Genomic DNA, 17,740 nt, shown 5'->3' on the forward strand with positions numbered 1-17,740 from the left:
AAGGAGTAGAGAGTATGCTCGCAATGTTCTTTTGGTCCTTTGTCATCGGGGGATTGATCTGTGTCATCGGTCAGCTCTGTTTTGACATTGCAAAATTGACACCCGCACACACATTAAGTTTGTTCGTAGTCCTTGGCGCTGTCATATCTGGTTTTGGCTGGTATGAGCCCTTTATTAGTTTTGCCGGGGCAGGAGCCACCATTCCGATTTCCTCATTCGGCAATTCATTGGTCGAAGGAGCCATGTACGAATCGGAAAAACACGGTCTGATCGGTGTGCTGACAGGGATGTTTGAAGTAACCAGCTCTGGAATTTCAGCCGCGATTGTGTTCAGCTTTATCGGCGCTCTGATCTTTAAGCCGAAAGGCTGAGAACTTTGTTCTTGGGCCGTGCACCTTTTGGGATGTATTTCATAGGATGGATACAGAACAGGAGGGGTAACGGATGGATAATAATTTTTTTAAAAATGTAGAAAGCAAAACAGGCGTGAATATGAAAGATGTGTTTGACTTAGCAGCCTCTTTGCAGGGAGCGAATTTTAAAGACGAGGCTACAGTCCGCAATATCATTAAAAGGGTTTCCCAAATTGCCAATAAGCCCGTCAATAAGGAAACAGAAGAGCAAATCGTAAAGTCCATTATAAAGGACGGACAGAAAATTGATTTTGGAACATTGACACAGATGATTAATCAAAAAAGGTAATGTAAGAAAAGGACTGTCCAAAAGTAAGGACAGTCCGTTTTCTTACATTTTCAGAAATCTGGAAGGATACGCTGTTTTTCCTCGGCGTGTCTGAAGGATGGACAAGTATAGTTCATGCTTTGCCCGTGTCGCTGCCACATAAAAGAGCCTGCGTTCCTCTTCCAGAGGATCCAGATTGCCTTTTCTGTACGATTCAAGGGCAAAGTCATGAGGAAGGCTTCCGTCTACAGCTGCTAATACATACACACAGTTGAATTCCAAACCTTTGGCTCTATGCACCGTTGTCAGCTGGATGGCATTGGTATAGCGCTTTGAAAGCTGCTTCATTTCCTGCACCATAGCAACCATGTGATCTGCATGCTCCATGAATTTCTTTACAGTGGAAAAACGTTTGGCCGCCACCCGCAAATCGCGGATATCATCGGAGCCTTTCTCCGTGGAAGCTTCATTCCCTCTTTTTTTTATAAACTCCTGATATCCCAGATCTTTTTCAATGACTTCAAGTGCTGCCAGCGGAGACAGTGTCTTCAGTTGCCGGATTAAACCTGGCAGTGTTTTTAATTTCTTTTCCTGGAAGGCATGTCCGGTTTTGACATATTGAAAGGCATCAATAAAATCGCAGTCCTGAAGGATGGTCTGTGCTTTTAAATCCTGAAGGACGTTTTGTCTTAGGAACAAGGAGGAAAGTATATCGCTGGCTGCCTTAGCATCATGAGGCTGAAGGCTTAATCGCAAGAAAGCGAGCATGCCGCGCACGACCCTGCGCTGGTAGAAGGATTCCGCATCATTTTCTATGATAAAAGGAAGGTTGGAGGAAGCAAGCCTCTCAAAAACAGCCCTTGACATAGAATGAGTTCTGTATAAAATGGCAAAAGCGCCGGGATTGGCACCCTTGGCTATCTTTTCCTGGATGTCTGATACAATCATTGTCGCTTCCAGTTCTTCGTCAAATGGATAGAAAAGAACGGGGGACGGACCTTTGTCATGCTGAGCCTTCATTATTTTATCCATCCGTTTTGTATTCCGTTTGATGATTCGGTTGGCAGCAGATACGATTTCATGGGAAGAACGGTAATTCTCGGTTAGTTTAATCATCTTAGCCCCCGGAAAGTCCAAGCTGAAGTTGAGTATATAGTGAGGATCGCTCCCTCGAAAGGAGTAGATAGATTGATCATCATCTCCCACAGCGCATATATTTTTATTCTTTTTAGACAGGAGTTTAATTAATTCATATTGAACTTTATTAATATCCTGGAACTCATCTACCAAGAAATATTGGAAGCGCTGCTGGTACTTCTGAAGAAGATCCGGACGGGATTGAAAGAGTACATAACATCCGACGAGCATATCATCGAAATCATATTTTCCCGACTGTAATTTATATTCTTCATAATATTTATATAGATGCTGACAGGATTTTTCAAAATCATCAGCCGGTTTAATATCATCAGGGAATTTTAATGAGTTCTTCCATAATCCGATTTGGCCGAGTGCCTGATCGTAAGCGAACTGCTTTTCATCCAGTCCAAGTTCCCGGCCGGCCTGCTTAAGGACCCGTTCCTTTTCCCATTCCCACTTTATCAGCAATTCGCGTCTCCATTTTTCAGGTTCATGAAAGATAAGGAGCTTATAAAAAATGCTGTGGAAGGTGCCGCTCACAATGCGGGAGACAAGGGATGCGTTTATGGATGGATAATTCAGCAGCCTTTGCTTCATTTCTTTTGCTGCTTTGGAGGTGAAAGTGACAAGCATGATACTTCCCGGATCTATCTGTTTCACGGACAGCATATAGGCTGTCCGGACAGTCAGGACCCTGGTTTTGCCGCTTCCTGCTCCGGAAAGGACAAGCAAAGGTCCGTCTGTGCAGGTGACCGCTTTTTTTTGTTCCGGGTCAAGACGGATGCCCTGTTCCTCAAGTTCAATAAAATAAGGTTCTTTGGAAATCCCAGATTCTTTTTTCTCTAAACGGAAGGCAGGGGCGCCGGCAATCGTCCGCGCTTTTAAAAAGGGTACGGCCTCTTGTTTATCACTTGAAATGGCTCTTATTTGCGGAAGTCTGTAGCCGCCATGCTCCAAAAATTGAGTATCCTCTTGATCTAATGCAGCTTTTAATGTCGGGCCTTCGCAGTGAGATGAGGCCGCTGAATGATAAAAATGCGGCTGTTCATGGATGCCGACATATAATTTTACCTGCTCTTGACAGCTTGGACATGTAAGCAATCCCTGTTTTCCCTGTTCATAAAGTGCTTGCAGTTCACCGGCAGAAACATTGGGAAGCTCGATCAATTTTTCACCTGCTATAGCTTGTTTCATCTTGTAAACCTCTAATCTTTAAAAATATCGGCATCTCCCATCATATCAAAACAAATCATGAACAAAAAGACTAAAGAAGGTTTTAATCGGAAGGAATGAGGGTAAAGGTATATAAAAAGAGCCGAAAAGAGGCGGTTTCAATGGGATATATCGCACCAGTAACCAATTTTTCATACATACATTATGCAAACAGAACAGAAGAGGCAGGCTTGAAAAAAAGACAAGTGGATGAAACGGCGCCCATTTTCCAGGCCTATCTGCTAAAAAAGGAAGAAGAGTTATTTGGGAAGGCACATGCATGGGCAGATCAATTGCGGAAGAAAGAAAAGAAACGGGCTGCTTATTCATGGACTAAAAAGAATAAGGTTTATGTGTCGGAAGAAACTGTCGCTGCAGTAACGGGCAAAGGCTTAAACTTCAACGATGCAATTTAATGGATTCAAAATAAAAAGGACACGGCTGTGTCCTTTTTTGAAATGCTCTTATAAAATGTCTAGTTCTACAATCAATGCAAGCAATAACTGAAGCAGAAGCTGGATGTTCAATGCGATTTGAGCATCAGTAGTTGTGATATCGATGTCACGGCTGTTTTCTACGATTGTTTTTTGACGAGTGATTTGTTTGATTTTAGAAGATTGGATCAACTCTTGTGTGATTCTTTCTGCATTGTCGCTGTCCGCAATAGAAATGCTGATGATGACAGCGATGGCGGCCTGCAGTGCAGCTTGCAGGGATAATGCAGCTTTTACGTCTGTGGATGTAACATTGACATTGCAGGAATCCTTGATATAAACAAGTTCTTCAGAAATTTGTACTTCTACATTTTCTTGTCTGCCCTCCTGGTCAATAGAGGTATCATCATTCCCGCAGAAATCGGTTAATGGATGTTTGCAATTATCATCCAATGCGGACCAGGTTCTTTCGTGTGTATCGCAATGGCTGGAAGAATGACAGTTGCTGCGATATACATTTTGGTTATTACCCATGCTTATTTCCTCCTTAGGATTTTATTCCCTATTAAAATATGCGCTCAGGACCAATCTGGTTGGACGAATTTCTCAATCTATGCATCTATTTTTTAGGGGAATTCATTATTTTCCTGGAACACTTCTAGCGGTCTTCAAACTTTTTGGTGACCGGGTTCACATCATGTTCTGTAATTTTTGTCTTTTGATTGATGATCAATTCCGATTGCTGTTTTAATAGCTCAACTGTCTCCCGTAAATTTCTTTTTTCTTTTTCAGAGAGGTCAAGCTTATCTGTTTTGACACCGTGCTTGCGAAGTGTCCTGGACACCAGCAGCTCCATCAGCCGTTTTTGCGATTCCTCCAAATTGAACCCATTTAAATCCATGATTTTACCCTCCTTTTTTTCCCTATATGGATAGACTATGAACAAATGCGGAGATTGGCATTGGTTAACTGCGGAAATTTATCGGTGTGACCGTTTTTTTTGTGAGTTTTATCTAATTTGATGTGAGTTATGCTCATTTAGAAAAGGAAAAAAGACGTCAGCAAAAATAAAAAGCATTAAATTTCTCTGTGAGAAATTTAATGCTTTTGCTTGCTGCAGGGTTTTCTGTATCGGAAACGGGCCGTGCATAGAGCCACCCCCAAAGAGGCGCTCCTCCCAATCCATTATGATTCATTCTGAGAATCTATAAGTATGCATTTTTCTATAAGTTTTTTACCATTGTTTTATGAGGAATGCCGGCATCCATAAATTCTTTTGAAACGATGTGATACCCTAATTTTTCATAAAAGGGAATGGCAGTGACCTGGGCGTTTAATTTTAACTGGGAGACAGGGTGCTGTTTAGCGAATTCCTCAATCTTTCCCATGATGGCGGCTCCTGCTCCTTTTTCCCGTTTATCGGCAAGAACACAGATTCTCTCCACCTTGCCGATACCGTCCAAAATTCGGAATCGACCGGCTCCTGATGGACTTCCTTGGTCATCTAACAGAAGGAAGTGGGTCGCTTCATCTTCATATTGGTCAATTTCTTCTTCGAGCGGCACACGCTGTTCCTCAACGAATACTTTTTTTCTGATGGAGTATGCCTGAGTGCGTTCTTCTGGTGTAGCAGCAATCGTAACTAACATTCTATTCTTCAGCTCCTAGGCGAAATGTTTCATATACGGACCAAGGGCCATCCTCCAGCTGATAAAGCAGGTGAACCCGGTTCGCTTTTTCTTCATGTGTTAAATCAAGCATGCTCAGCTGGCCAAGTACATCTGAATGCTCATTATCATTCAGGTCTTGAGCAATAGTAATATGAGGGACGAATGCATAACTTTCAGCTTTATCGATTTTGAAAAAGCGTTCACTGCGAAGGGCCTCATACAGCGCTTCCAATTCTTCAGTCGGCTCCACTTTAAAGAATATCGTGTTGCTGACAGGCTGGAAAGATTTTACCTTTGTCACTTTCAAGTCAAATGGATGGATTTCTTTGGCGATCTTTTTAAGTTTATCAGCCAGCTCGGAAGCTTCGATGTCAGCTTCAAAAGAAGGTTTCAATGTAATATGCGGCGGTATAAGCGCATATTTGGTATCATAACGCTTCCGATAGGAATTTGCGATATCCTGTAATTTTTTCGATGGGAAAATAACAACACCGTATTTCATAATTTGACCTCCTAAAAATAAAAAATGTGGCAATCATCTAAATATTTAGTATGGCTTCATTTTACCTGATGCGCCTTTATTGCGCCAGTTTAGGCTGAGTTCAAGCTTAAAACATTTCAGAGAGCGCCCGTTTTATATCTGCCTGCCAAAATTTCCAGGTATGTTTTCCATCGAATTCATCATAGAAATAGGTAAAGGATTTCTTCTTTAATAAATCATGAAGTTCCCTGTTTGGTTCAATGAAATTCGATGTAGACCCATCCTTAGTGGAGGGGACATCTGTTTCTCCTTTGCCGATTACGTGATAAAGATCAATCAGATGGGAATCTTCAAACTCGCGGACAGACTGCATCACCGTATCATCGACTAAAGGGGATTGCATGATACATTTTCCGAAAGTATGCGGATACTGCATAGCTGCCATGAAAGAAACAGTTCCGCCAAGAGAGTCCCCAATTAATCCCCGGCCGGATCCCATCTGATAAGTCGGGAATTCTTCGTCCAAAAATGGAACAAGCTCATGAGCAAGAAAGCGTATGTATGCACTCTGTTTTTTACCTTGCGGATGATATTTCTCCCATCGGTCAAAGCGGTCTTTATATGGAACACCGATGATAATCACATTTTCAATCTCTCCATTCGCTAACAGTTCATCAGCAAAACGGCCGATTCGCCCCATTTGGAAATAATCCCGGCCATCCTGGGCAATCAGAAGAGAATATTTATACAATGGAGAAAAGTTTGCCGGCAGATAGACAAGAAGTTCCAATTCTTCATTCAATGCCTGGCTAGTAAAAGTATATTCTTTTATCGTGCCTTTACTGGTACTCATTTCATCACGCACCTTTGTGAAAAAGTATGATTTTTTTCAATACTCGATTATTTTAGCATAGTCCCTGTTCTTTTACCCGCCAGGACTATAAATTCGGCATTAATCTGTATATAAGTCATGATATAATGAATGAAACTTCTATAAAATGGAAAAGGGGCAGATTCTTATGGCAAATTCCAGAGTTCATAGCAGGGAAGTAACAAAGGCCGCAAGAGAAGCGATTTGCAGCCGTGGCGTAACAATCGAAGCAATTGCAGAAATAGTATATGAATTGCAATATCCTTATAATGAAAAACTTGAACTGGAAGAATGTATTCACAGTGTGGAGAGAGTCCTGCTGAAACGGGAAATACAGCATGCCATTTTAGTAGGTGTAGAATTGGATAAATTGGCAGAACAAAAGAAACTCTCAGAGCCGCTTCAATCCATTGTAGAGTCCGATGAAGGATTATTTGGTGTGGATGAAACGATTGCCTTTGGGGCGGTTCTGGCATACGGGAGCATTGCTGTCACTTCCTTTGGCCACCTTGATAAAAATAAAATAGGGATTATAAGGGACCTGGATACAAAAGAGGAGGGGAAGGTCCATACCTTTTTGGATGATATTGTGGCCAGCATTGCAGCCAGTGCAGCTTCCAGGCTGGCGCATCGATTAAGGGATGACGAAGAATCGCTGACAAAAGAAGAAAAAGATATTCAGGATGAAGAAGAACTGATTGGCTAATCACCTTTCTTAACACAACCCATTTATTATTTTATTTTTTTGAAAGAGCTGCCGGCTGCCGGGCGGACCGAAAGGATATTATCCAGTTTAAAGGTCCTCTTGGTTTGCCGGAGAAAACAAATTGCCCGAATGCGGTCACTGTCTGTGCAGATGACTTGTATTTTCCTCTGGGTGAAAGCCCCGCTTTCTGATTGATAAATGATTTCAAGTACAGTTCCAGGGAGCAAAAGTGCAGCCGGAAGAGTTGCCATGGATCCAACCTCCTTTGTTAAGTATGTTTATATTATATGCGAACAATTGTTCGTTATGCAAATGAAAGGAGAATATTTGTTTGTTTTTTTGTCTCGGATCTCTTTAAAAATTCTCTAAAAAAAGCTGTTGACATTGCTTGTTAAATACATATAATTAGAAGAGTACATAAGAGGTAAATAACAAATATGATCTGTTAGCTCAGTTGGGAGAGCACAACCTTGACAGGGTTGGGGTCGGCGGTTCGAGCCCGTCACAGGTCACTAATTAAGAAGGAGCTAAACTTGTTTAAAAAGGGTTTAGCTCCTTTTTTATCTTATTTATTTTTAATCAAAATTGATTTGATGAAAAAGAGAACTTGCGTAGGATGATTCAAAATTCAATAAAAAAATAAACTATGTGCATTTCCGCACATTCTTAATAAGTATGCTATACTAAATTGAAACCTTTGAAGTATTAAATTTTTTTTACTTTACCTGTACCATTTACCCTGCTCGTTAATTGAGTAGGGTTTTTTGATTAATTAATGTGAAATAAAAAACAGACCCTATAAAAGAGTCTGTTTGTATGATTTATCTAAGATTATGCTTTTTGAACGTTAGCTGCTTGAGCTCCGCGAGCGCCTTGCTCAACGTCAAAAGTAACTTTTTGGCCTTCGTCTAAAGACTTGAAGCCTTCACTTTGAATTGCTGAAAAGTGAACGAATACGTCGTCTCCATTTTCACGCTCGATGAAACCGAAACCTTTTTCTGCGTTAAACCATTTTACTGTACCTTGTTCCATTTTTGTTGCCTCCTAGTGCGATTGCACAAATGTTACTATTCTTGCCCAAAGTGATTCTCCAGAAGAAAGGTCTAGCCTTAAACTATTGTTTACACCGAACAAAAATAATTCTTCTTTATAATAACAGTAAATATCCGAGAATGCAAATAGCCAATGATATAAGGGGGACTCATAGCTTTTAAAAAAAGAAATTTTATATCTATTCGGGTAGACCCAGTCTTTTTTGAAGCCAGTAAAATAGACCGTCTTTTTTAGAATAACAAATCATTTAATTAAAATAGATGTCAATGCAGGGGATATAGGAAACAAAATACGGATTATAATATTAAATCTTATGAGCTTATCGACGGTGCAATAAACATAAAATTATCTATATAATGGAAGTTTTTTTCTTTGCATTTTCAGATTCTTTGGATCTTATCTTAATTAGAGACGTTTAATCAGAATATCTCCGCTTATATCTGCTTTTTAAGATTCCTTCTTTACATTAACCGAAAATTCTCCGTCTATGTATTCTCATACCTTTAGAAAAAAATAATACGAGAGCTTAAAAGAAAGTCCTGAAGCTGGGGCGATTTTGAAAAAATGTTTTATTCTCTAACTTTAGATTTACCAGACAATTCTAATAGTGTATTCTAAACCATACATGTATTTCTTTAATTTGATTTGGACATTCTCCTTTAACATAAAGAAGGGGATTTGTTATACCATATTAGAAGGTGATGCCAGTGAGCAAAAATGACCCTATCATATTTGATTTAGACGGTACTATATTTGATTGTAAGGAACTGACGAATCTAACATTCCCTCGTACATTGGAAGTATTGAAGGAACGATATTCGGAAGAATTAGAAATGAAAATTTTTCCAAGTTATGAGCACTTTCTTGGAATGGTCACAGATGATATTTTTGCGATTCTTTTGCCTAATGCCGATTCAGAAGTAATTGAAGAAGCGGAAGCGATATTAGTGGATATTGAGGCGGAATATATTCCAAAGGCGGGAAAATTATTTCCGCATGTGGAAGATACCTTGAAAGCTTTGAAAAACGAAGGATATCCGCTATACATAGCCAGCAATGGAAGCAAAGAGTATGTACATAGGGTCATCGAGGAATTTTCGTTAGAGTCCTATTTTGTTGACCTTTATAGCGCAGGAGGCCAAGAAACCAGAACGAAAGTTGAACTTGTTGCTAAGCTGCTGGATGCCTATCCGGCTAAAAAAGGAGTGATGGTGGGAGACCGCCATTCTGATATAGAGGCAGGAAAGTTTAACCAACTTATAACCATTGGATGCCGATACGGCTTTGGAGATGAGAAGGAAATCCAGGATGCTGATTATACGGTTCACCATATTCAAGAGATTTTGCCCATTATAAAGAAACAATCAGAAAAGGATCCGGTCTGACCGAATCCTTTTTTTAAATGTAAAAATAAAATATAAAGTTTAGAATTATCAATTTATTTCACCAATATTGGTGAATGAATTTGGACTGTAAAGGATTTTATCTACAAGCTATACTTTTTATAAGGTCCTTAGTATTTATAAATATATGAATAAAGTGCGGTGAAGAATTTGTTAACAACGAGAGAAATTCAAATCGTAACTAAATTACTTGGAGCTGAAAAAACGGTCCGGACTAAAGATTTATCAGCAGAATTCCATGTGAGTACAAGGACAATCAAATCCGATTTAGACAAAGTCCGAAAATGGTTTCAACAGGAAGGAGTTTCCTTTTACGCTCAGTCAAATAAAGGTTATTGGGTTGAAAGCAGTAAAAACGAACGGCTGAAACTTTACAGGTTATTAATGGAAATGAAGGGATCGCCTTTATATCCTGATCAGAACATGAGGATTGAGAAAATGTTATATTTATTTCTTTCTCACAAGGAGTATATGACAACGGCAGAAATAGCAAATCATTTACTTGTAAGCAGGAATACGGTGATTAGTGATTTAGATTACCTGGAAAATTTTATTCAGCCCTGGATGGTGACATTAGAGCGAAAACCGCGTATTGGATATAAGCTTGTCGGCAATGAAATTCATATTCGGCTGCTTTTCGAACATATGATCCAAGAAAATTTAAGTCATTTTGATATGTATAAAATCATTTCTCAATTGAAATCTAATGTTTCTAATGATGGAACCAGTGTTTATATTCAGGAGATTCAACATGAATTCGATCTAGTGATGGGGTATATCCGCATGGTGCTAGCAAATGATGAGCTGAAAAACGTTCCAAATGCAGAGATATTATCCATTCTGATGCGACTGATTATTTTTCTAGTCCGTATTGAATCTGAATTCACGATTGGGAGCTATCGGTTAGCGAAAAAAGGACACTATCATTCTTCTGCCTCTTCTGAATTTATTTTTGAGGTAATGGATCAGCTTTGTCAGGAGTTAGGTCTCCCTCTTCTGGAAGATGAATTTCTCTATGTCCATCGTAACTTTTTGTTAGAAGATAAGGAACTGAATCTTTTAACGGTTACAGAGGAGATGATTCGTCATGTTAGTCAAAAAGAGCAGATCCCCTACGATAAGGATACTCGGTTATTCAATAATTTACTGACCCATTTGTCTTTGCGATTTGAAAAAAATAAAACCTATGTGACAGAAGTCAATCCGTTTACGAATGAGATTAAAAGAAATAACTCATCCTTATTTTCCAGTATAAAAGAGGCTTGTGAATTCCTTTTTGGAAAGCATTCATGTGTCATTAATGACTCGTTTCTATCCTTCATTGCTTTACACTTCCTCGTTTCATATGAAAATGGGTTTAAAAAGAAGCCGAGAATTAAAGCCTTATATGTGTGCTCGACAGGGAGAGGTGTTGCCCGTTTAATTAAAAATCGAGTAGAGCGGGAAATCGGTGAAATTAACATTACTAGTTACTGCTCGGTAATTGAAGCTGATGAAATCAGCAAAAATGAGGATATTGATTTGATTATCAGTGTTTTCCCCATTCAATCAAGCATTCCGGTAGTTGTTGTGGAGCCAGTTCCCACTGAAGAAAGTATCCAAATCATTCAAGAAAAGTTTAATGAACTGATAAAGAATAAAGTATGCGACACAGAATTTATAATTGAAAAAAATGAAACTTCCGCAAATGAAGATTATGAAATGATCAGTCAAGAAATTATTGTAAAAGGCTTTGAACTTTCTTATGAATTTTCGGAATTGTTAAAAGATAAAATTCCAGAGGACAAAAAAAGGGGATTGCAGGTTCATCTGTTTTTAATGGTGCATCGTTATTATTTCCATCAGCAGTATGACCAGTTTATTCATCAAACTAAAGATTCTCATGATGAAGGAGTATTAACTCAAATTAATACCATTTTAGAGCGTCATAACATATTTATTAATGACACAGAACGGAACGCTCTATTAACATACTTTCAATGATCGGATGTGAGGAGGAAATGAGGGAGGCAACGATTTTAAAGAATGGCTGGGTATTCGACTCAGAAGCGGAAACCTTTGTCCAAAAAGATGTCTATATCGCTGGGGGAACCTTAGTCAGTGCGGAAAAGGCAGATTTAGATAGCGTAATTGAAATTGATCTTAAAGGAAGTTATGTCGCACCGGGGTTTATTGATATGCATGTACATGTGTTTGAAACAAAAACCACCCTAGGAATCAATGCGGATAAAGTTGGAATTGATCAAGGCGTAACAACCATTGTGGATGCTGGCAGTTCAGGGATAGAAGATTTCAAAGATTTTAAACAAACGGTTGCTCAGAAAAGCCTGACAGAAGTGCTGTCCTTTCTTAATATATCAAAAAAAGGGCTTTGTGAAGGATTATCGGAATTATCTGATATGGATGATTTGATGACTGTTCAGGAACTGACCGAGATTCTTGCTGCTGAAAAAAACATTGTTGGATTAAAAGCCAGAATGAGCGCTTCAGTTGTAAAGGACAATGGAATCAAACCATTAGAGCATACGAGGAAACTAGCGGATGAAACAAAATTGCCTATCATGGTCCATATTGGAAATGCCCCGCCTGACATTACTGAAGTCCTCCCCCTTTTGAAAAAAGGTGATATGGTGACCCATGCGTTCCATGGGAAAAAAGGCGGCATTTTAAATGAAGAAGGTAAGCTGATTTCGGAAGCGCATGAGGCAATCAGTCGCGGGGTTCTATTTGATGTGGGGCATGGTACTTCCAGTTTTTCTTATCGAACAATGAGAATGTATAAGGAAAAGTATCCATATCCCTTTTCTACCAGTACGGATATTTATATGGGAAACTATCATGAACCAGTCGGCAGTTTAATGACCACAATGTCCAAATTACTGGCAATCGGTTACAGTCTGGAAGAATTAGTGGCTTCTGTCACCAGCAGACCAAAACGGGCTCTGAAATTAGTTGAACAGGGAAGTCTTGAGCCTGGAACAAGAGCAGATATTACTGTCTTTAAGGTTGAAGAACAACATGAAACACTGGTCGATTCTCAGGGTGAAATACTAGAAGTTGATAGAATGATTGTTCCTCAGCTGACAATTAGGGAAGGAAAGGTTGTTTATGAAGCACATGAATACTGAAAAAATAAATGAAGAAATACAGGATTTACTTACAAAAAGCGGGGATAGCATACGCTGTAAAAAAGTATTTGACCTTGCTCTCACCCTCTGTAAAGCGGAACAAATCACCCTGACGGATGTTCAGGCCTTATCCTTATTATCCCATCTTTCAGCGATGGTATGCCGGTCTATTACAGGGGAAAGGCTTGCACCGATCGATCAAACTTTATTTTCTGAAATTTCTGATGAATCATTTGCGATTGCAAAAAAGGTTAAAGAATTTCTAATCCATTTAGAAGAAGATGAAATTTATTTGCTGTCTATTCATTTTGAAGTGGCCAAACAAAATTCTTAACAAGGGGAGAGGTTAGTATGAGCAGTCAAGTAGTCGTCGTAATCGGAGATCGTTTAGGAAAAGGGCAAAACGTAGCGAAGGGTGTGGAAGCAGCAGGCGGAAAAGCGATTGTTGTGGATGGATTTGGGGCAGATATGCGCTTAGGCGAAGAGATGAATCTTCATAATGCAACGATAGGCATCTCATTTTGCGGAAGCGGCGGTGCCGGAGCCATTACAGCTCAGTCAAAGTATGGATATAAAGCAAGATACGGTATGCGTTCTATCGATGAAGGAATTACAGCGATCCGTGAAGGAATGCAAGTGTTAGGCTTTGGATTCATGGATGTTGAAGAGCTGGGAAAAAGGATCACAGAAGAATATATCAGAATTAATGGGACCTCTAATGTATAAAAAGTTAACACATAAAGTCCGTATCGAAGGTAAAGGAAATATAGAAGACCAGACCATAGCAAATGCACTTGGCAGGATTCAAAAGAAGGTAAACGCTGAACTTAAAGGGATGATTATCAGGATTGAGCCAATGAAGATTGAAATCGTTGAGGCAACCGAGGAAACATATAATGAGCGATTTTTAATGCTGTTTTTTCCAAGAAAAAGAAGTCTTTTTAGGATAGTGATGGATGTCGAAGTCGACCTGTTTATCCTGGATACAGATCAAATCAATTTTATAGAAAAGAAAAGGTAAGAGGGGGGATGGATGCATGGATTTTCTGATCATATTAGTGAAATCATTAATCATCGGCGGATTAGTTGGTTTTGGCACGGGTGCTGGTGCAGCACGGATGTTTCATGCTCCGAAAGTTCAGGGGATGGGGGCATTTAGAACGCTGGGGGAATTAAATGCCTGTGCTGGTGATTCTGTATCCCATTTTTCGTTTGGATTAGGGTTTTTCTTTAACGCATGGGCCTCATCTGTAGGTGCAGGTGCTTTTACTCAAGATGTAGATCACCGGATTATTCCAAACTGGGCAGCTGCTATTCTGATTGGTAAAGGAAAACGGGTAGAAGATACCTTACATAATCCTAAGAAAATGGCTATTGTCGGGGCCATTGTTGGTGCGATTGTCGTTTCTTTTCTAAACTCCACTGCAGCAGCGATTCCTGAATCTATGCAAGCGATAGCCGTTAAAGTATTAGTACCAGCAGCAAATCTATTAATCAATCCCGTTATGCCAGTTATTTTTTGGCTGGCGGCTTTGGATGCAGGGAAACGTTCAGGCACATGGGGGACCATTTTTGGAGGATTGGCTCATTTGATTATGGGGAATGCTGTTCCGGGTGTTGTACTTGGAATATTAATCGGGAAAGGCGTAGATGATAGCGGCTGGAATCGAGTGACGAAAACTCTATTAGTTTCTGTGATTATTCTATTTGTATTGAGCGGCTTCTTCCGCGGTTTCGATATGAATTTACTAACTGCTGTACATTTAGATGTTCCTGCATGGCTAACTGACTTACATAATTTAATTGGCGGAGGAGGGAAATAATAGATGGAATCTATCAATATGAAAAACTTTTGGTATGGGGATTGGTCGTTTCCAATTTTTGTAGCTTTTTTATCTTCTGGAATTTTCGCCGGAACACATATGTACTATGTCCATCACATTGGGGCATTTAATGATGTGGCAATTGTAGCTATGCTGCAAGCGGGGATGGAAGGGGGAGGCTATGGTGCTGCAGCAGCCTTTGGGGCAAGCTTTTTATTTGCTCGAATACTGGAAGGCTCTCTTGTTGGGATTCTGGATATTGGCGGTTCTTTGCAAACAGGTATTGGCATTGGAGTACCGGCATTAATGCTGGGATCTGGATTTATCGCACCGCTCACTAATTTTCCTCTTGCACTTATAACAGGAGCGATTCTTGGTCTGCTGGTTGGTTATATTGTGATAGGCTTGAAAAAATTCACTGTTGGTAAAGCAAATTCTACGTTTGGATCTGATGTAATGATGGGAGCAGGCAACCAATCCGGGCGATTTTTAGGACCGCTTATTGTTCTATCTGCCTGCGGGGCCTCTATTCCAATTGGTATTGGCTCTATTGCTGGAGCAGCAATCTTTTATGCATGGAAAAAACCAGTGGCTGGAGGCGCTATATTAGGCGCCATGATTCTTGGGGCTATCTTCCCTATAACTTTGGAGTGATAAAAATGGAAACATCTATATTTGAAACATTTGGTTTGAAAAAAATTATTAATGCCAGTGGAAAAATGACTGCACTTGGGGCCTCTGCTGTGACAGATAATATTGCTGATGCAATAAGAGACGCTGCCCAAGGATACGTTGATATGGATGAATTAATCGAATATGCAGGGACAATTATTGCTCATCATACAGGAGCAGAAGATGGCTGTCCGACCGTTGGAGCGGCAGCGGGGATTGCGATTTCCACTGCAGCGATTATTGCGGGAAAAAACTTAAACTTAATTGAAAGGATCCCTAATTCCGATGGATTACAGAATGAGATCATTATTCAAAAAGGGCATAATGTCCATTTTGGCGGAAGTATTGACCAAATGATCCGTTTGGGAGGCGGAGTTGTTGTTGAAGCCGGCAATGCCAACAAGGTAGAAATGGAACATATTGAAGGTGCCATTACCGAAAAAACAGCGGGACTCATTTATATTAAATCCCACCATGCTGTTCAAAAAGGAATGCAGTCTATTGAAACGATGCTAGGGATTGCTAAAAAACATGGGATTCCTTTAATCATTGACGGTGCAGCGGAAAACGACTTTAGAAAGTATGCCGCCATTGGTGCAGATATTGTGATCTATAGCGGCGGGAAAGCGTTAGAAGGACCGACATCAGGATTTATTTGCGGGAAAAAGGAATACATGGAGGCCTGCCGTAAGCAATACAAAGGGATCGGCCGGGCAATGAAGGTCGGAAAAGAATCTATTTCTGGATTAATTGTTGCTTTGAATGAATATCCATTCAAGGATGCCGGTGTTGATAAACAGATCAGCAGTATGACAAAGCTGTGTGAAACCCTCAATCAAATAAATGGTCTTTCTTGTACCATTCAACAAGATGAAGCAGGACGGCCAATTTACCGGGCGCAAATTGAAGTGATGAGGGAAGCCGGCATTACGGCAGAACAGTTACTGCATCAGCTTGAAAACGGAAATCCAGCTATCTATTTACGGCATCACTATGTAAACGTTGGTATCCTTTCAGTGGATCCTCGTCCGCTGTTAGATGGACAGGAGGATAGTATTGCCAGAGAAATTATTTCCATTATAAAGGAGTCTAAGAAATATTATGCCAAATAACAAAAATGTAATTTTTAATTGTATAGCAAAGGACGTGGAAAATGCCAAAGAAATCGTCCAAGTTGCAGGTAACCGTGTACTGATAGGTATTATGGTTAAGTCATTTCCGGACACTCAGAGTGCAGTTGATGAGGTAACCCTTTATCAAGAACAAAACATTCCGGTCTCTGTAGGATTAGGGGCGGGAGATCCTGCAGTTTGGAAACAGGTAGCCGACGTCTCTGCAGCAACTTTACCTAAACATATTAATCAAGTCTTTCCGGCCTCAGCCTATACTTTAGGCCGACTGGAAGAGGCAGGGGCAGCGAATACGATCATAAATGCATTAGTCAAGCCTTCTGGAATTCCCGGTCAGGTGATTATTGCAACCGGCCCGGACAGTTCCCGATTTGAAGAAACTGTTTCAGCTGACTTAGCGGCAGTAATGTTAGCGGAAATGGGAGTGGATTCTGTTAAATTTTATCCGATTGAAGGGGATAAACGATTGGAAGAAGTAGCAGCGATGGCGAAAGCAGCGGCCGATGCAGGTATTAAATATTTTGAACCAACTGGAGGCATTACAGTAGAAAATGTCGATGTGATTGTAAAAACTTGTTTGGAAAGCGGGGCAGAAACAGTCATTCCGCATTTATATACATCATTGGTAGACAGGGACACGGGTGAAACAAAAATAGAATACATGAAGAAGCTAATCGCAATGGAGTGGTAGATGTTAAGTATGGAATCTCCTCTATAATCAGTCTTTTTGGATAACGCTATGTAAATCATCTGATTTTTTGATGATTTGCATGGCATGTTTTTTTATAATAAGAGCATAACGGCTTATAAGACGAAGGGAAAGAAGAAGATGCAAATCCGGAAATTGAACGATAAGGAATCTCCCCCGATGGACTTATTGCTATTGGCGGATCCTTCTCGAGAAAGGATAGAAACCTATTTACTTGGGGGAGAGTGTTATGCAGCTGAAGAGGGAAAAAACATAATAGGGGTCTATGTATTGCTTTCTGAAAGACGGACAATCATTGAGCTGGTCAATCTTGCTGTTTCAGAGGAATATCAAGGAAAAGGAATAGGGAAGCAGTTACTTCTTCACGCGATTCAAAGAGCAAAATGATTAATGGGATATAAAACATTGGAAGTGTGTACGGGGAATTCCAGTATAGGACAGCTGGCATTATATCAAAAATGCGGTTTCAGGATGTCCGGCATTGAGCGTGATTTTTTTATAAAACATTATCATGAACCTATTTTTGAAAACGGGATCCAGTGCCGGGATAGGGTTCGTCTTACCCAAGAGCTGAATCACTGAGTCAGCGATCCAGAGAACCCTTTTTTCATACAGTAATTAGATTAA

The 17,740-nt window shown here is 40.0% G+C and carries 22 protein-coding genes, 1 tRNA gene and 1 pseudogene; 16 read left to right on the forward strand and 8 right to left on the reverse strand.

Going from position 1 to position 17,740, the window contains the following annotated elements; genetic code table 11:
• Positions 1-14 precede the first annotated feature (14 nt).
• Complete coding sequence (spoVAE, locus tag BQ4305_RS17905) at positions 15-371, forward strand: stage V sporulation protein AE (protein ID WP_110929116.1); 357 nt, start codon at positions 15-17, stop codon at positions 369-371.
• 73 nt (positions 372-444) lie between these two features.
• On the forward strand, positions 445-702 hold the full coding sequence (locus tag BQ4305_RS17910) for a sporulation-specific transcription regulator SpoVIF (RefSeq protein ID WP_110929117.1): 258 nt from the start codon (positions 445-447) through the stop codon (positions 700-702).
• Positions 703-744: 42 nt separating this feature from the next.
• On the opposite strand, the gene BQ4305_RS17915 is transcribed toward BQ4305_RS17910, so the two are convergent.
• Positions 745-3,015 (reverse strand): UvrD-helicase domain-containing protein, encoded by a 2,271-nt coding sequence (locus BQ4305_RS17915; protein ID WP_110929118.1) that lies wholly within the window; start codon positions 3,013-3,015, stop codon positions 745-747.
• A gap of 140 nt (positions 3,016-3,155) precedes the next feature.
• Here BQ4305_RS17915 and BQ4305_RS17920 point away from each other — a divergent pair, with 140 nt between their 5' ends.
• Positions 3,156-3,449, forward strand: coding sequence for a hypothetical protein (locus BQ4305_RS17920; protein WP_110929119.1), 294 nt, complete (start codon positions 3,156-3,158; stop codon positions 3,447-3,449).
• A gap of 48 nt (positions 3,450-3,497) precedes the next feature.
• Here the strand turns inward: BQ4305_RS17920 and BQ4305_RS17925 are convergent, their stop codons facing one another.
• The 5 genes from BQ4305_RS17925 to BQ4305_RS17945 all read right to left on the reverse strand — a co-directional run bounded on the left by BQ4305_RS17925 (position 3,498) and on the right by BQ4305_RS17945 (position 6,471).
• On the reverse strand, positions 3,498-4,001 hold the full coding sequence (locus tag BQ4305_RS17925) for a spore coat protein (RefSeq protein WP_110929120.1): 504 nt from the start codon (positions 3,999-4,001) through the stop codon (positions 3,498-3,500).
• Between the two features lie 124 nt (positions 4,002-4,125).
• Complete coding sequence (locus BQ4305_RS17930) at positions 4,126-4,368, reverse strand: hypothetical protein (protein ID WP_110929121.1); 243 nt, start codon at positions 4,366-4,368, stop codon at positions 4,126-4,128.
• A gap of 322 nt (positions 4,369-4,690) precedes the next feature.
• On the reverse strand, positions 4,691-5,116 hold the full coding sequence (locus tag BQ4305_RS17935; protein ID WP_110929122.1) for a GNAT family N-acetyltransferase: 426 nt from the start codon (positions 5,114-5,116) through the stop codon (positions 4,691-4,693).
• Between the two features lies 1 nt (position 5,117).
• Positions 5,118-5,639, reverse strand: a complete 522-nt coding sequence (locus BQ4305_RS17940) for a YjcG family protein (protein WP_110929123.1) — start codon at positions 5,637-5,639, stop codon at positions 5,118-5,120.
• Positions 5,640-5,745: 106 nt separating this feature from the next.
• Complete coding sequence (locus tag BQ4305_RS17945; RefSeq protein WP_110929124.1) at positions 5,746-6,471, reverse strand: alpha/beta hydrolase; 726 nt, start codon at positions 6,469-6,471, stop codon at positions 5,746-5,748.
• A gap of 166 nt (positions 6,472-6,637) precedes the next feature.
• Here BQ4305_RS17945 and BQ4305_RS17950 point away from each other — a divergent pair, with 166 nt between their 5' ends.
• Positions 6,638-7,195, forward strand: coding sequence for a phosphatidylglycerophosphatase A family protein (locus tag BQ4305_RS17950; RefSeq protein ID WP_110929125.1), 558 nt, complete (start codon positions 6,638-6,640; stop codon positions 7,193-7,195).
• Positions 7,196-7,221: 26 nt separating this feature from the next.
• On the opposite strand, the gene BQ4305_RS17955 is transcribed toward BQ4305_RS17950, so the two are convergent.
• A complete protein-coding gene (locus BQ4305_RS17955) occupies positions 7,222-7,446 on the reverse strand; it encodes a hypothetical protein (protein ID WP_110929126.1) in 225 nt (74 codons plus the stop codon).
• Positions 7,447-7,634: 188 nt separating this feature from the next.
• Between BQ4305_RS17955 and BQ4305_RS17960 the strand changes: the two genes are divergently transcribed.
• A tRNA-Val gene (locus BQ4305_RS17960) sits at positions 7,635-7,707 on the forward strand.
• 319 nt (positions 7,708-8,026) lie between these two features.
• On the opposite strand, the gene cspC is transcribed toward BQ4305_RS17960, so the two are convergent.
• On the reverse strand, positions 8,027-8,227 hold the full coding sequence (gene cspC / locus BQ4305_RS17965) for a cold shock protein CspC (RefSeq protein WP_010331195.1): 201 nt from the start codon (positions 8,225-8,227) through the stop codon (positions 8,027-8,029).
• A 728-nt stretch (positions 8,228-8,955) separates the two neighbouring features.
• Here cspC and BQ4305_RS17970 point away from each other — a divergent pair.
• The 11 genes and pseudogenes from BQ4305_RS17970 (at position 8,956) to BQ4305_RS18020 (ending at position 17,695) form a co-directional block, all read left to right on the forward strand.
• Positions 8,956-9,633 carry an HAD family hydrolase gene (locus BQ4305_RS17970; RefSeq protein WP_199880749.1) on the forward strand — a complete coding sequence of 226 codons (678 nt, stop codon included), beginning with the start codon at positions 8,956-8,958 and terminating at the stop codon, positions 9,631-9,633.
• A gap of 159 nt (positions 9,634-9,792) precedes the next feature.
• Positions 9,793-11,634: a BglG family transcription antiterminator gene (locus BQ4305_RS17975; RefSeq protein WP_110929128.1), complete on the forward strand. Its 1,842-nt coding sequence runs from the start codon at positions 9,793-9,795 to the stop codon at positions 11,632-11,634.
• A gap of 17 nt (positions 11,635-11,651) precedes the next feature.
• A complete protein-coding gene (locus BQ4305_RS17980; protein WP_199880750.1) occupies positions 11,652-12,779 on the forward strand; it encodes an amidohydrolase/deacetylase family metallohydrolase in 1,128 nt (375 codons plus the stop codon).
• On the forward strand, positions 12,760-13,113 hold the full coding sequence (locus BQ4305_RS17985; protein WP_110929130.1) for a PRD domain-containing protein: 354 nt from the start codon (positions 12,760-12,762) through the stop codon (positions 13,111-13,113). The genes BQ4305_RS17980 and BQ4305_RS17985 overlap by 20 nt, the downstream gene beginning before the upstream one ends.
• A gap of 17 nt (positions 13,114-13,130) precedes the next feature.
• Positions 13,131-13,505, forward strand: a complete 375-nt coding sequence (locus BQ4305_RS17990) for an SFCGS family glycine-rich protein (RefSeq protein ID WP_110929131.1) — start codon at positions 13,131-13,133, stop codon at positions 13,503-13,505.
• The gene (locus tag BQ4305_RS17995) at positions 13,498-13,800 is read left to right on the forward strand and encodes a DUF4312 family protein (protein ID WP_199880751.1); all 303 of its coding nucleotides are present in this window, start codon (positions 13,498-13,500) and stop codon (positions 13,798-13,800) included. Before BQ4305_RS17990 ends, BQ4305_RS17995 begins: the two co-directional genes overlap by 8 nt.
• A 16-nt stretch (positions 13,801-13,816) precedes the next feature.
• A complete protein-coding gene (locus BQ4305_RS18000) occupies positions 13,817-14,602 on the forward strand; it encodes a DUF4311 domain-containing protein (protein ID WP_110929133.1) in 786 nt (261 codons plus the stop codon).
• A 3-nt stretch (positions 14,603-14,605) separates the two neighbouring features.
• Positions 14,606-15,256, forward strand: coding sequence for a DUF4310 family protein (locus tag BQ4305_RS18005; RefSeq protein ID WP_110929134.1), 651 nt, complete (start codon positions 14,606-14,608; stop codon positions 15,254-15,256).
• A 5-nt stretch (positions 15,257-15,261) separates the two neighbouring features.
• Positions 15,262-16,386, forward strand: a complete 1,125-nt coding sequence (locus BQ4305_RS18010; protein ID WP_110929135.1) for a DgaE family pyridoxal phosphate-dependent ammonia lyase — start codon at positions 15,262-15,264, stop codon at positions 16,384-16,386.
• Positions 16,376-17,095 carry a KDGP aldolase gene (locus tag BQ4305_RS18015; protein WP_110929136.1) on the forward strand — a complete coding sequence of 240 codons (720 nt, stop codon included), beginning with the start codon at positions 16,376-16,378 and terminating at the stop codon, positions 17,093-17,095. Before BQ4305_RS18010 ends, BQ4305_RS18015 begins: the two co-directional genes overlap by 11 nt.
• Before the next feature lie 138 nt (positions 17,096-17,233).
• Positions 17,234-17,695 (forward strand): annotated as a pseudogene (locus BQ4305_RS18020) (GNAT family N-acetyltransferase).
• Positions 17,696-17,740: the final 45 nt, after the last annotated feature.

This window comes from Bacillus massiliglaciei, from assembly GCF_900098925.1.
Taxonomy (GTDB): domain Bacteria; phylum Bacillota; class Bacilli; order Bacillales; family DSM-1321; genus Peribacillus; species Peribacillus massiliglaciei.